Here is a 12,889-nt window from a genome sequence, read left to right as displayed (position 1 = left end):
GAGTGACAACCCAGTCACCATCCGTATTTACCGCGTTCAACGACGGCGAGCGGGAGCAAGAAGCGCATGGTTCATGAGCTGCAGGGGTACTGCGTCGAGGATCTGGAGCCGGGGATGGCGGGATCCTACACGCGGACCGTCACCGAGGCCGACCTGGTCCTCTTCGCCGGCCTCTCCGGGGACAATAACCCCGTGCACATCAACGAGGAGTTTGCCTCGACGACCTTCGCCAAGGGGCGCATCGCCCACGGGCTGTTCCTAGGTGGGCTGATCTCCTGCGTCCTCGGCACCCGCATGCCGGGGCCGGGGGCCATTTACCTCGGTCAGCAGCTGCGCTTCCAGGCGCCGGTGCGCATCGGTGACACCGTGCGCGCCGAGGCCACAGTCATCGAGGTGGAGCGCGAGCGCCATCGCGTGCGCCTGGATACCCGCTGCTACGTGCGCAAGCGCACCGTGCTCACCGGTGAGGCCGAGGTCATGGTCAACAGCCGCGAGGCCTGAGCGGCCCCGCGCGTAGACAGGCGGTTCAGGCCCCGCCGCGCAGCGCCTCGATGACCGGAGCAGTCTGCGGGTAGGTGCCGCGCCAGAGATAGAACGATTCCGCTGCCTGCTCAACGAGCATGCCCAGACCGTCGCAGACCACGGCGGCGCCGCGCGCCCGTGCCCAGGCCATGAACGGCGTGTCGCCGTCGGCATAGACCAGGTCGTAGGCGGCGGCGCCGGGGGCGAGCAAGTCGTCGGGCAGGGGTGGCATCTCGCCCTGCAGCCCGGCGGCGGTGGTGTTCAGTACCACGTCAAAGGTATGCCCGTGCAGCGCTTCGAAGCCGCAACCGCGGATGCGCGTGTCGGCGGAGGCGAGGGCCTCGGCGCGACTCACCGTGCGGTTGGCGATGACCAGCGTCTGTGGCCCCTCGGCGAGCAGCTCGCTCAGGACCCCTCGGGCGGCGCCGCCGGCGCCGAGCAGGAGCAGGCGCCGGCCGGCCAGCTGGACCCCGTGATTGTCGCGCAGGTCGCGCAGCAGGCCGATACCGTCGGTGTTGTCGCCGAAGCGGCGACCGTCGGCCTCGGCGCGCAGGGTGTTCACGGCGCCGGCGGTTCGGGCCCGCTCGCTGAGGGTGTCGGCGAAGGCACAGGCTGCCTCCTTGAACGGCACGGTGACGTTGAGCCCGTGGCCGCCGCCGGCGAAGAACGCTTGCGCCACGGCGTCGAAGTGTTCCTCCGGGGCCCACAAGCGCTGGTAGAACAGGTCGGCCCCTACCTCCGCGGCGAAGCGGGCGTGGATTTGGGGTGATTTGCTGTGGGCAATCGGGTTGCCGACGACGGCGTAGTGATCGCTCATGGGTCTGTCCCGGTTCAGCCGAAGCTCCAGTAGAGCAAGTAGAAAAAGACCACGGCGAGGATGCCACCGGCAGGCAGGGTGACGAGCCACGACATGAACACCCCGGTCACCACCCGCAGGTCGATGGCGGCCAGTCCACGGGCCAGCCCGACGCCGAGCACGGCCCCGACCAGGGTGTGGGTGGTGGAGATGGGCAGGCCGATGCCCGAGGCGGTGACCACGGTCCCGGCGGTGGCCAGATTGCAGGCGAACCCCCGGCTCGGGGTGAGCTGGGTGATGTTCTTGCCCACTGTGGCGATGACGTGGCGGCCGAGCATCAGCAATCCAGCGACGATACCCACTGCGCCCAGGACCAGGACCCACACCGGGACCGGTGCCTCGGGCTGGATCTCGCCGCTGGTCACGGTGGCGACCACCGCGGCCACCGGCCCGACGGCGTTGGCTACGTCGTTGGAGCCGTGGGCGAAGGCCATGGCGCAGGCGGTGATGATCATCAGTACGGCGAAGACCCGTTCGACGTTACGGAACTGGTAGCGCCGGTGAGGGCGCTCGTCGAAGCGGGTGCGATGGATCGCCAGCTTGCCGGCCCAGGCCATGACCAGGCCGATGGCGAGCGACAGCAGGAGGTTGGTGGCGAAGCCCAGCTCCAGCCCGATGTGCTGCAGCCCACGGAAGAGGGTGATGACCGAGACGAAGAACCCGGTGAGGAAGATATAGAAGGGCACCCACTTCTTGGCCGCCTCCAGCGGATGGCGGCGGTCGAGGACCAGCATCTGCACTGAGCGGAACAGGGCGAAGCTGACCACCGCAGCGATCAGCGGCGAGGTGACCCAGCTGGCGGCCACCTGCCCGACGGCCGGCCAGTGGATGGCCCCCCAGCCCAGTCCGGCGATACCGAAGCCGACCAGGGCGCCGATGATCGAGTGCGTGGTGGAGACCGGCCAACCTCGCCAGGAGGCCACCAGCAGCCAGCAGCCAGCGGCGGCGAGGGCGGCGAGCATGCCGAAGACGAGGATCTCCTCCTCGCCGACCAGTGATGAGGTGTCGACGATGCCGCCGCGGACCGTGGCTGCCACCGCGCCGCCGGCGAGCACCGCGCCGGCGAACTCGAAGATGGCGGCGATCACCACCGCCTGGCGAATGGTCAGTGCCCGCGAGCCCACCGACGTGGCCATGGCGTTGGCCACGTCGTTGGCCCCGATGCCCCAGGCCATGAACAGTCCGAACGCAGCGGCGAGGGCCAGGTAGACGACGGCGTATTCCATGCCTCAGCGCGCGAGCAGGATCTGAAAGCGGGCGCCCGTCTGCTGGGCACGGTCGGCGAGGGTGCCGAGGGCCTCGATGATCTGGTAGAGGAACATGACATCCACCGGGTAGAGCTCGCGCTCGATCTCGAACAGCTGCGAGCGCAGCTGGACCTGCATGCGGTCGGTTTCGGCCTCTACGTCGTCGAGTTTGTCCAGCAGGCTCTCGACGATCTCCAGCTCCGCGCCGCGGAAGCCGGCCTCGACCAGCTCATCGAGCTCGCGTACCGAGGCCTTGGCCTGGCGGGCCGCCTCGATGCCCTGATCGAGCAGACCCAGGGTGGCCTCTTCCAGTGCCGCCGGCCACTGCATCTGGCGGCCGATCATCAGCCCGGCGATGTCCTTGCTCTTGTTGGCGATCCGATCCTGGGCGCGCAGCAGCTCGAGGAAGTCACGCCGGTCCCACGGCATGAACAGATCCGGCGGCAGGTGTGCGCGGATCTCCTTCTTCAGGCGGTCCGCCTCGTGCTCGTGCTGGACGATCTGGCGGTGGGCGTCGCGCATGCGCTGCACGTCGCCCGCCGCCGAGGCCCGGAAGAGTTCCGGCAGCACCTCCACGCAGTCGACCACCTCGGCCATGTGTTGCTGCAAAGGTGCGACCGGCGAGGAGCCGAAGATCCGGGCGAAGTAGCTCTTCAAGATCTCAGTCCTCTTCGCGCATCCACTGAGCCGCAGCCCGTGCGTGGTAGGTCAGGATGCCATCGGCGCCCGCCCGGCGCAGCGAGAGCAGCGCCTCGAGCACGCACTCGCGCTCGTCGAGCCAGCCGTTCTGGGCGGCTGCCTTGAGCATGGAGTACTCGCCGCTGACCTGGTAGGCGAAGGTCGGCACCCCGAATTCGTCCTTGATCCGCCGGATGACGTCCAGGTAGGGGAGGCCGGGTTTGACCATGAACATGTCGGCCCCCTCCTGCAGATCGAGGGCCACCTCGTGCAGGGCCTCGTCGCTGTTGCCCGGGTCCATCTGATAGCTGTCCTTGCCCGGTCCGGCCACGCCGCTGCCGAGGTTGTCCGAGGAGCCCACGGCATCGCGGAACGGACCGTAGTAGCAGGAGGCGTACTTGGCCGCGTAGGAGAGGATGCGCACATTGCGGTGGTCGTGGGACTCCAGGGCGCTGCGGATCGCCCCCACGCGGCCATCCATCATGTCGGAGGGGCCGACCACGTCGGCTCCGGCCTCGGCGTGGGAGAGCGCCTGGCGGACCAGGACCTCGACGGTCTCCTCGTTCATGACGTAGCCGGTTTCGTCGATCAGCCCGTCCTGGCCGTGACTGGTGAACGGGTCGAGGGCGACGTCGGTCATGACGCCCATCCCGGGGACCGCATCCTTGACCGCACGCACGGCGCGCTGGGCGATGCCGCTCGGGTTGTAGGCTTCGCGCGCGTCCTCGCTTTTCACTTCGGCGGGGGTCACCGGGAAGATGGCGATCAGCGGGATGCCGAGGGCGTGCAGCTCCCGCGCCTCCTGGACCAGTCGGTCGATGGTCATGCGCTCGACGCCGGGCATGGAGGGCACCGGCTCGGTGCGATCCTCGCCGTCGAGGACGAAGACCGGCTGGATCAGATCCTCCGGGCCCAGCCGGGTCTCCCGCATGAGTCGGCGGGAGAAGGCGTCGCGGCGCATCCGGCGCGGGCGCCGCAGGGGGTAGCCGCCATTGAACTGCGGTTGGGAGCTCCGTGTCACGACCGCCTCCATTGTTTCACGCTGCCGTTGAAGGCCTTGATTATGCCCGCTCCCCTGGCGTCGCCCAAGGGTTCACCCCGGGGGAACTTGACGCAGTGTGCCGGTGTCCTTGTGATTGAGGCGGGGGCGCGTGCTGATGCGCGCTTCCCCGGATCATTCCAAATCGCCTAGAGAGGAGAGGACTGATGCGCAAGCTGGCAACCATCCTGGGGGTCCTGACCATCGCCGGCGGGCTGACGCTGGCAGGCTGCGGCGGCGGCGACGACTTCGAGGAGCTCGACGAGTTCGAGGAGATGCCGGAGGGCGATGAGCCGGCCCCGATGGACGAGGACGAGGCCTTTGACGACTTTGATGACGACTTCGATGACGACTTCGATGACGACTTCGAGGATGACTTCGGCGACGAGGATCTCGAAGAGCAGTTCTAAGTCCTGACGGCCCGCCCCGAGGTGGGTCGATCCCGAATAAAGAGGGGGCGTCACCGCGGTGACGCCCCCTCTTTCGGTTTCTCCTGCCGGCCGCGGGCCGCGCCGCCTAGCGCGAGCCCTTGAGCTTGCGACTGCGCTCGACGAACTCGTGGATGATCGGCGTCATAATCAGCTCCATGGCGAAGCCGGTCTTGCCGCCGGGGACCACCATGGTGTTCCGCCGCGACATGAAGGAGTCGGGGATCATGTTCAGCAGGTACGGGAAATCGATCCCGAAGCGCTCCGGCTGACGGAAGCGGATCACCGTAAAGGACTCATCCGGCGTCGGCACATCCCGGGCGATAAACGGGTTCGAGGTATCCACCGTGGGTACGCGCTGGAAGTTGATGTCGGTCCGCGAGAACTGCGGCGTGACGTAGTTCACGTAGTCCGGCATGCGCCGCAGGATGGTGTCCACGGTCTTCTCGGCTGTGTAGCCGCGCTCGGCGCCGTCGCGATGGATCTTCTGGATCCACTCCAGGTTGACGATGGGCACCACGCCGACGAGCAGGTCCACGTGCTGCGCCACGTTGTGCTCCTCGGTCACGACGCCGCCGTGCAGCCCCTCGTAGAAGAGCAGATCGCTGTCCTGGCCGGCGTCCTCCCAGTCGGTGAACTCGCCGGGGCGCAGTCCGTAGGGTTCCGCCTCCTCATCGCTGTGAAGGTACCTGCGGCGTCGACAGATGCCCTCCTGGCCGTACCGGCGGAAGGAGTGCTCGAGCTCGTCGAAGACGTTGGCCTCCGGCCCGAAGTGGCTCAGGTTGCGCCCCTCCTCGGCGGCTCGGGCCAGCTGGTCGCGCATCTCCTGCCGGTTGAAGCGGTGGAAAGCGTCGCCCTCGATCACCACCGGGGTGACCTGTTCCCGGCGGAAGATGTGCTCGAAGGCGTTCTTGACGGTGCTGGTCCCTGCCCCGGAGGAGCCTGTGACCGCAATGATGGGATGCTTCTCGGACATGGCTTGACCCTCTTGCTCGCTGACTAGAAATTCCCTTGAATGCGAGCTCAACCGGCGCGGTGCGCAGCCTCGAGCTCCTTGCGCATATCGGCGATGGCCTGGCCGTAGTCTTCGGCCCCGAAGACCGCCGAGCCGGCCACGAAGGTGTCCGCGCCGGCCTCGGCCACCTGACGGATGTTCTCGGCCTTGATCCCGCCGTCGACCTGCAGGCGGGCGTCCGGGTTCAGCTCATCGATCAGTTGCCGCGCCTCGCGGATCTTGTCGATGGTCCCGGGGATGAACTTCTGCCCCCCGAAGCCGGGGTTGACCGACATCAGCAGCACCATGTCGACCTTATCGGCGACGTAGCGCAGGCAGTCGAGCGGCGTGGCCGGGTTGAAGACCAGGCCGGCCCGGCAGCCGTGCTCGCGGATCAGGCTCAGGGAGCGGTCGACGTGCTCGCTGGCCTCGGGGTGGAAGGTGATCCAGTCGGCCCCGGCCGCGGCGAAATCGGGGATGATCCGGTCCACCGGCTTGATCATCAGATGCACGTCAATGGGCGCAGTGATGCCGTGATCGCGCAGCGCCTGGCAGACCAGCGGGCCGATGGTCAGATTGGGGACATAGTGGTTGTCCATGACATCGAAGTGGATGGCATCGGCGCCGGCCCGGAGAACGGCGTTGACCTCATCGCCCAGGCGGGCGAAATCGGCGGACAGGATGGACGGTGCGATCCACGGCTTGTTCATGGGTACTCCTCCCGGCTTGAACCCAGGGCGCCCCGGCAAGCTAAGCCCGGGGCGCCCCGCGGGGAACTAAGGATTGATGATTATTGGAATAAACGGGCTCACGGAACGGCCTGCAGCGGCGGTTCCTGCGGGGGCGCAACCCCTGGCGTCTCCGGGACCTGCCAGTGCCGGTGGGCCTCGTCGAGGATGAACTGACGGAACGCCTCCGCCGCCGGCGAGAGGCGCTTGCCCGAGCGGTGGACCAGGTACCACTGCCGCTCCAGAGGGAAGCCCTCGACGTTGAGCACCCGCAGCCGGCCCAACTCGAGCTCCAGGGCTACGGTGTGGATGGAGACGACGCCGAGCCCGAGTCCGGCCTGTACCGACTGCTTGATGGCCTCGTTGGAACTCATTTCGAGCCCGCCGCGCAGGTTCATGCCGCGTTCCTCGAGCACGCGCTGGACCGCGTTGCGGGTGCCCGAGCCCTGCTCGCGCAGCACGAAGAGCTCGTCCTGCAGGCGTTCGAGTGGGATCGGCGAGCCGTCTGCCAGTGGGTGGTCCGGCGCGGCGATGATCACCAGCGGATTCGGCATGAAGGCCTCGGCGGCGACATCCAGCCCCTCCGGCGGGCGACCCATGACCGCCAGGTCCATCTCATTGTCCTGAATGCGGCGGATCACCCCCTCCCGGTTGGTGACCTCTAGCTGGAACGTCACCCCGGGCTGTCGCCGGGTGAAGGCGGCGAGCAGGTCGGTGGCGAAGTAGTTGGCGGTCGAGGCCACCGTCAGTCGCAGTCGGCCGCTGTTCAGCCCGCGCAGGGCTTCGAGGCCGTCGGCGAGCTCGCGCAGTTCGGCGGAGATGCGCTGGGCATAGCGCCGCACCTCCTCGCCGGCCTCGGTGAGGTAGATTCGTTTACCGATCTGCTCGAACAGGGGCAGTCCGACCTGCTGCTCGAGCTGCTTGATCTGCATGGAGACCGCCGGCTGCGTGAGATACAGCTCCTCGGCGGCACGGGTGAAGCTGAGATGTCGGGCTACAGACTCGAACACCTGTAGCTGCCGTAGTGTGATGTTCATCCTCCTGGGCCTCCCCCAATGCTTGTTAATAATGGAAAACTTATCCAAGCACCAAAAACAATTTCTTTTTCTTCTTGAACTGCAAGGCTATGCTGTCTGGAGACATGCCGCAAGGGGCAGCCACAAGAACCGGTGCTGCTCATTAAAGCCCCGGGGCGTGTTTGGACTTACGAGCAGAAACGCTTGAGGAGAGGATCGATGGCTAGCAAGACGTACACCGCGGGCGTCAAGGAGTATCGGGAGACCTACTGGGAGCCCGATTACAAGATCAAGGATAGCGACCTTCTGGCCGTGTTCAAGGTGACGCCGCAGCCCGGCGTGGACCGCGAGGAGGCGGCCGCCGCCGTCGCCGCCGAGTCCTCCACCGGGACCTGGACCACGGTCTGGACCGACCTGCTCACCGACCTGGAGCACTACAAGGGTCGCGCCTACAAGGTCGAGGACGTGCCGGGCGACGACGAGGCCTTCTACGCCTTCATCGCCTACCCCATCGACCTCTTCGAAGAGGGCTCGATCGTCAACGTCTTCACCTCGCTGGTGGGCAACGTCTTCGGCTTCAAGGCCGTGCGCGCCCTGCGCCTGGAGGACGTGCGCTTCCCGCTGCACTTCGTGATGACCTGCCCCGGGCCGCCGAACGGCATTCAGGTCGAGCGGGACAAGATGAACAAGTACGGCCGGCCGCTGCTCGGCTGCACCATCAAGCCCAAGCTCGGCCTCTCGGCCAAGAACTACGGCCGCGCGGTCTACGAGTGCCTGCGCGGCGGTCTCGACTTCACCAAGGACGACGAGAACGTCAACTCCCAGCCCTTCATGCGCTGGCGCGACCGCTTCGAGTTCGTCATGGAGGCGATCCAGAAGGCCGAGGAGGAAACCGGCGAGCGCAAGGGCCACTACCTCAACGTCACCGCCCCGACGCCGGAGGAGATGTACAAGCGTGCCGAGTTTGCCAAGGAGATCGGCGCGCCGATCATCATGCACGACTACATCACCGCCGGCTTCTGTGCCCACCAGGGCCTGGCCAACTGGTGCCGCGACAACGGCATGCTGCTGCACATCCACCGCGCCATGCACGCGGTGCTCGACCGCAACCCGAACCACGGCATCCACTTCCGGGTGCTGACCAAGATCCTGCGCCTGATGGGCGGCGACCAGCTGCACACCGGAACGGTGGTCGGCAAGCTCGAGGGTGACCGCCAGTCGACGCTGGGCTGGATCGACCTGCTGCGCAAGCCTTACATCGAGGAGGACCGCTCCCGCGGCCTGTTCTTCGATCAGGAGTGGGGCGCGATGCCGGGCGCCTTCGCCGTCGCTTCCGGCGGGATCCACGTCTGGCACATGCCGGCTCTGTTGTCGATCTTCGGTGACGATGCGGTCTTCCAGTTCGGCGGCGGTACGCTGGGCCACCCCTGGGGCAATGCCGCCGGCGCCGCGGCCAACCGCGTGGCCCTGGAGGCCTGCGTCAAGGCCCGCAACGAGGGCCGCGAGCTCGAGAAGGAGGGCAAGGAGATCCTCACCGAGGCCGCCAAGAGCAGCCCCGAGCTGAAGGCCGCCATGGAGACGTGGAAGGAGATCAAGTTCGAGTTCGACACCGTGGACAAGCTGGACACGGCGCACCGGTAAAGGGGAAGGAGACTGAGCAATGAGTGAGATCCAGGATTACAAGTCCAAGCTGTCCGATCCGAACAGCCGTCGCTTCGAGACCTTCTCCTACCTGCCGGAGATGAGCGACGCGGACGTCCGCAAGCAGGTCCAGTACATCGTCGACCAGGGCTGGAACCCGGCCATCGAGCACACCGAGCCGGAGAACGCCTTCGACCACTACTGGTACATGTGGAAGCTGCCGATGTTCGGCGAGACCGACGTGGACGCCATCCTCAAAGAGGCCGAGGCGTGCCACAAGGAGCACCCGGAGCACCACGTGCGCCTGATTGGCTACGACAACTACCGGCAGACGCAGGGCACCGCGATGGTGATCTATCGGGGTCCCATCGACGCCTAGTGGCCGGGGTGTGCCCGGCGATCGCCGCCCGCGCCGGGCGGTGGTCGCCGGGACCGCACCGCTGCTTTTCGAATGGTGGCCGGGATCGCCCCCGTCGCCATTCGAAAAGCCAGTACCCGAGCGGAGGGGCCGATGACCGAGCACGATGTGGACCAGTATCGCGTCACTGAAGCGCCGTACTACCGGCCGGTCAGTGACGAGGTCGATCTCTACCAGGCCGCCTACCAGGCCCGCATGCCCGTCATGCTCAAGGGGCCGACCGGCTGCGGCAAGTCTCGTTTCGTCGAGTACATGGCCTGGCAGCTGCAGCGTCCCCTGGTTACGGTGGCCTGCAACGAGGATATGACCGCCGCCGACCTGGTGGGCCGCTACCTGCTCGACGCCAATGGCACCCGCTGGCAGGACGGGCCGCTGACCACCGCGGCGCGGATCGGCGCCATCTGCTACCTCGACGAGGTGGTCGAGGCGCGTCAGGACACCACCGTGGTGATCCACCCCCTGACCGACCACCGGCGCACCCTGCCGCTCGAGAAGAAGGGCGAGCTGGTGCACGCCCACCCGGACTTCCACCTGGTGATCTCCTACAACCCCGGCTATCAGTCGCTGATGAAGGACCTCAAGCAGTCCACCAAGCAGCGTTTCGGCGCCCTCGACTTCGACTACCCGGAGGCCGCGGCCGAGGCGGAGATCGTCGCCCACGAGACCGGCGTCGACAGCGATATCGCCGACAAGCTGGTGCAGATCGCCCACCGCGCCCGCAACCTCAAGGGCCACGGGCTGGATGAAGGGATCTCCACGCGTCTGCTGGTCTACGCCGGCAACCTGATCGCCAAGGGCATCGAGCCGCGCTCAGCCTGCACCATGTCGCTGGTGCGCCCCCTGACCGACGATCCGGACATGCGCGAGACGCTGGATCAGGCGGTGGCGACCTACTTCTGAACGACCGGGTGATCACCCGGGGGCAGTGCGGGGGATTGCGATGACGGTGCGCCTCGAGGACTACCGTGAGACCCTGGTGGCGGCGGATCCGCGGATCGCCGAGACGCTGGAGGCGAGCTTCGCCGAGGCGTCGCGGGTGATGTCGCCACGGGGGCTGCACAACTACCTGGAAGGGGCCCGGGCCCTGGCCGAGCTGGGCCGCGGCGCCGACCTGGTCATCTGCTACCTGGAGGCGATGCCTGCGGTGGCCAAGGAAGTGGGCGAGGACGTGCTCACCGAGGTGGTCACTGCCGCCATGAAGCTCTCCTCGATGGTCAGCGGCCAGGTGATTGCCCTGCTGCTGGCCGGCTTACCCACTGCCGCGCGACGGCTCGGCGATCCGGAGCTGCTGCGCCAGTTCCTGAACCTCGTCCACCAGCTTTCGGCCAAGGCTCCGCGCGGCCTGCGGCCGATGCTCGAGAACCTCGACGAGCTCTTCTCCAAGCTCACCCTGGGCGGGTTCCGGCGCTGGGCGCTGTGGGGCGCCCAGGCCCACGCCCGCGATTTCGAGCAGCAGCGCGCCTACTTCGGCCTGCAGAGTGCCGACAGTCAGGCGATGCTCCAGCAGGAGCGCCGCGGCACGCTGCTGGTGGATAACCAGCGCAAGCTCAACTTCTACCTGCGTGCGCTCTGGGCCCGGGACTTCTTCATGCGGCCGACCTCCGGGGACTTCGAGACCCGCGAGGGGTACAAGCCGTTCATCGAGCAGCGGGTGATCCATCTGCCCGACGCTTACGACGACTACCACGGGCTGCCGGGCAAGGACCTCTATCGGGCCGCGGCCGCCCACGCGGCCGCGCACCTGGTCCATACCATCGAGCCGCTCTCGCCCGAGATGCTCAATCCGGCGCAGATGGCCGTCATCGGCCTGATCGAGGACGCCCGGGTCGAGGCGCTGGCCATCGACGAGTTTCCGGGGCTGCAGCGGCTGTGGCTGCCTTTCCACCGGGCCCGGGCCGCCGAGCGCGAGGCGGAGCTGGATCCGGTGGTCGAGCGCCTGGAGCGGGCTGCCCACGCCCTGCTTGACCCGGAGTACGCCGACGACGACCCCTGGGTCCAGCAGGTGCGCGAGATCTTCCACTACCACTTCGCCGATCGCCCCCGGGACGTGGGGCTGTCGTGGGAGCTGGGCATGGAGCTGCACAATAGCCTGGCGCAGCGCTACCCCATGCCCTCGGCCCGCGTCCTGCAGCGGATGGCCGTCCCTTACCGCGACGACAACCGCTACCTCTTCGCCAGCGATGAGGAGGAGTGGCTCGAGGCGGAGTACATCCCGGCCAGCCACCGGCAGGTGCGCCGCCAGGTCAACCTGATGGAGTTCGTCAACGAGGTTGACTGCGAACTCGCCGGCGACGACGCGCAGGAGGTCTGGGTCCTCGGGACGGAGCTCTTCCCCTACGAGGACTTCGGGGTCAGCTACAACGAGATGGAAGGGGTGGAGCCGGCCAGCCCGCCGTTCCATTACCCGGAGTGGGATTACCAGGTCCAGCTCAATCGCCCCGACTGGGTCACGGTGGTCGAGCGCCGTCCGAAACGCGGCGACCCCGAGGTCATGGACCAGGTCCTCAAGGACTACCGGCCGGTGGCCAGCCGCCTGCGCTACCTCGTCGACGCCTTGCAGCCCCAGGGGGTGATCCGCGAGCGCCGACAGGAGGACGGCGACGAGCTGGATATCGACGCCGCCGTGCGCTCCATGGTCGACCTGCGCCTGGGCATGAGCCCCGATCCGCGCATCAACACCCGCTACATCCGTAAGACCCGGGATCTGTCGGTGCTGCTTCTGCTCGATCTCTCCGAGTCCACCAACGACGCTATGGGCGGCAGCGAGAAGACCGTCATCGAGTTGACCCGCGAGGCCACCTCGCTGCTCGGCTGGGCCATCAACGGCATCGGTGACCCCTTCGCTGTCCACGGCTTCTCCTCGGACGGTCGGCACGACGTCCAGTACTACCGGTTCAAGGACTTCCATCAGCCGTGGAGCGAGGAAGCGAAGTCCCGCCTGGCTGGGATGCGCGGGCAGTACTCGACCCGCATGGGCGCGGCAATGCGCCACGCCGGGGCCCACTTGGTGCGTCAACCGCAGCGGCGCAAGCTGTTATTGATCGTCACCGACGGAGAGCCGCACGACGTCGACGTGCGGGATCCGCAGTACCTGCGCCACGACGCCCGCAAGGCTGCCGAGGAGCTGTCCGCCCGAGGGGTGACCAGCTACTGCCTGACCCTGGATCGGGACGCGGACGCCTACGTGTCACGGATCTTCGGGGCCAACGGCTACTCGGTGGTCGAGCACGTGGAGCGCCTGCCGGAGCGCCTGCCGGCGGTGTTCGCCCAGCTGACCCGGTAGCCGCTTATTCGGACGATCAGGACGGTTTGCTTTTGCTGA

The 12,889-nt window shown here is 67.3% G+C and carries 13 protein-coding genes; 6 read left to right on the top strand and 7 right to left on the bottom strand.

The window, feature by feature from the left end:
* The first annotated feature begins 66 nt into the window (after positions 1-66).
* Complete coding sequence (locus LRG07_RS05615; RefSeq protein ID WP_201169914.1) at positions 67-501, top strand: MaoC family dehydratase; 435 nt, start codon at positions 67-69, stop codon at positions 499-501.
* 25 nt (positions 502-526) lie between these two features.
* Here LRG07_RS05615 and aroE read toward each other — a convergent pair whose 3' ends face one another.
* From aroE to hemB, 4 genes are read right to left on the bottom strand one after another with little or no spacing between them, the layout of a single operon-like run.
* Positions 527-1,339, bottom strand: a complete 813-nt coding sequence (gene aroE, locus LRG07_RS05610) for a shikimate dehydrogenase (RefSeq protein WP_201169912.1) — start codon at positions 1,337-1,339, stop codon at positions 527-529.
* A gap of 14 nt (positions 1,340-1,353) precedes the next feature.
* Positions 1,354-2,604, bottom strand: coding sequence for an inorganic phosphate transporter (locus tag LRG07_RS05605; protein WP_201169910.1), 1,251 nt, complete (start codon positions 2,602-2,604; stop codon positions 1,354-1,356).
* A 3-nt stretch (positions 2,605-2,607) separates the two neighbouring features.
* The gene (locus tag LRG07_RS05600) at positions 2,608-3,282 is read right to left on the bottom strand and encodes a TIGR00153 family protein (RefSeq protein WP_201169907.1); all 675 of its coding nucleotides are present in this window, start codon (positions 3,280-3,282) and stop codon (positions 2,608-2,610) included.
* Between the two features lie 4 nt (positions 3,283-3,286).
* Positions 3,287-4,336 carry a porphobilinogen synthase gene (hemB, locus tag LRG07_RS05595; protein ID WP_201169904.1) on the bottom strand — a complete coding sequence of 350 codons (1,050 nt, stop codon included), beginning with the start codon at positions 4,334-4,336 and terminating at the stop codon, positions 3,287-3,289.
* Between the two features lie 173 nt (positions 4,337-4,509).
* On the opposite strand from hemB, the gene LRG07_RS05590 reads away from it, so the two are divergent.
* The gene (locus tag LRG07_RS05590; RefSeq protein ID WP_238641950.1) at positions 4,510-4,752 is read left to right on the top strand and encodes a hypothetical protein; all 243 of its coding nucleotides are present in this window, start codon (positions 4,510-4,512) and stop codon (positions 4,750-4,752) included.
* Between the two features lie 106 nt (positions 4,753-4,858).
* Here LRG07_RS05590 and LRG07_RS05585 read toward each other — a convergent pair whose 3' ends face one another.
* From LRG07_RS05585 to LRG07_RS05575, 3 genes are all read right to left on the bottom strand, one after another.
* Entirely contained in the window at positions 4,859-5,746 is an 888-nt protein-coding gene (locus tag LRG07_RS05585; RefSeq protein ID WP_201169898.1) for a phosphoribulokinase, read from the bottom strand.
* Positions 5,747-5,793: 47 nt separating this feature from the next.
* Complete coding sequence (gene rpe / locus LRG07_RS05580; protein WP_201242984.1) at positions 5,794-6,474, bottom strand: ribulose-phosphate 3-epimerase; 681 nt, start codon at positions 6,472-6,474, stop codon at positions 5,794-5,796.
* Positions 6,475-6,572: 98 nt separating this feature from the next.
* The gene (locus LRG07_RS05575; RefSeq protein WP_011813846.1) at positions 6,573-7,529 is read right to left on the bottom strand and encodes a LysR family transcriptional regulator; all 957 of its coding nucleotides are present in this window, start codon (positions 7,527-7,529) and stop codon (positions 6,573-6,575) included.
* A gap of 198 nt (positions 7,530-7,727) precedes the next feature.
* On the opposite strand from LRG07_RS05575, the gene LRG07_RS05570 reads away from it, so the two are divergent.
* The 4 genes from LRG07_RS05570 to LRG07_RS05555 all read left to right on the top strand — a co-directional run bounded on the left by LRG07_RS05570 (position 7,728) and on the right by LRG07_RS05555 (position 12,850).
* Positions 7,728-9,149 (top strand): form I ribulose bisphosphate carboxylase large subunit, encoded by a 1,422-nt coding sequence (locus LRG07_RS05570; protein WP_201242983.1) that lies wholly within the window; start codon positions 7,728-7,730, stop codon positions 9,147-9,149.
* A 19-nt stretch (positions 9,150-9,168) separates the two neighbouring features.
* The gene (locus LRG07_RS05565; RefSeq protein WP_201169891.1) at positions 9,169-9,528 is read left to right on the top strand and encodes a ribulose bisphosphate carboxylase small subunit; all 360 of its coding nucleotides are present in this window, start codon (positions 9,169-9,171) and stop codon (positions 9,526-9,528) included.
* 132 nt (positions 9,529-9,660) lie between these two features.
* Positions 9,661-10,467: a CbbQ/NirQ/NorQ/GpvN family protein gene (locus LRG07_RS05560; protein ID WP_201169889.1), complete on the top strand. Its 807-nt coding sequence runs from the start codon at positions 9,661-9,663 to the stop codon at positions 10,465-10,467.
* Between the two features lie 40 nt (positions 10,468-10,507).
* Positions 10,508-12,850 (top strand): nitric oxide reductase activation protein NorD, encoded by a 2,343-nt coding sequence (locus tag LRG07_RS05555; RefSeq protein ID WP_201242982.1) that lies wholly within the window; start codon positions 10,508-10,510, stop codon positions 12,848-12,850.
* Positions 12,851-12,889: the final 39 nt, after the last annotated feature.

It is taken from the genome of Halorhodospira sp. 9622 (assembly GCF_022228025.1).
GTDB lineage: Bacteria > Pseudomonadota > Gammaproteobacteria > Nitrococcales > Halorhodospiraceae > Halorhodospira > Halorhodospira halophila_A.
The sequence above is the reverse complement of the archived record's forward strand: the minus strand, read 5'-3'. Positions and strand labels throughout refer to the sequence as shown.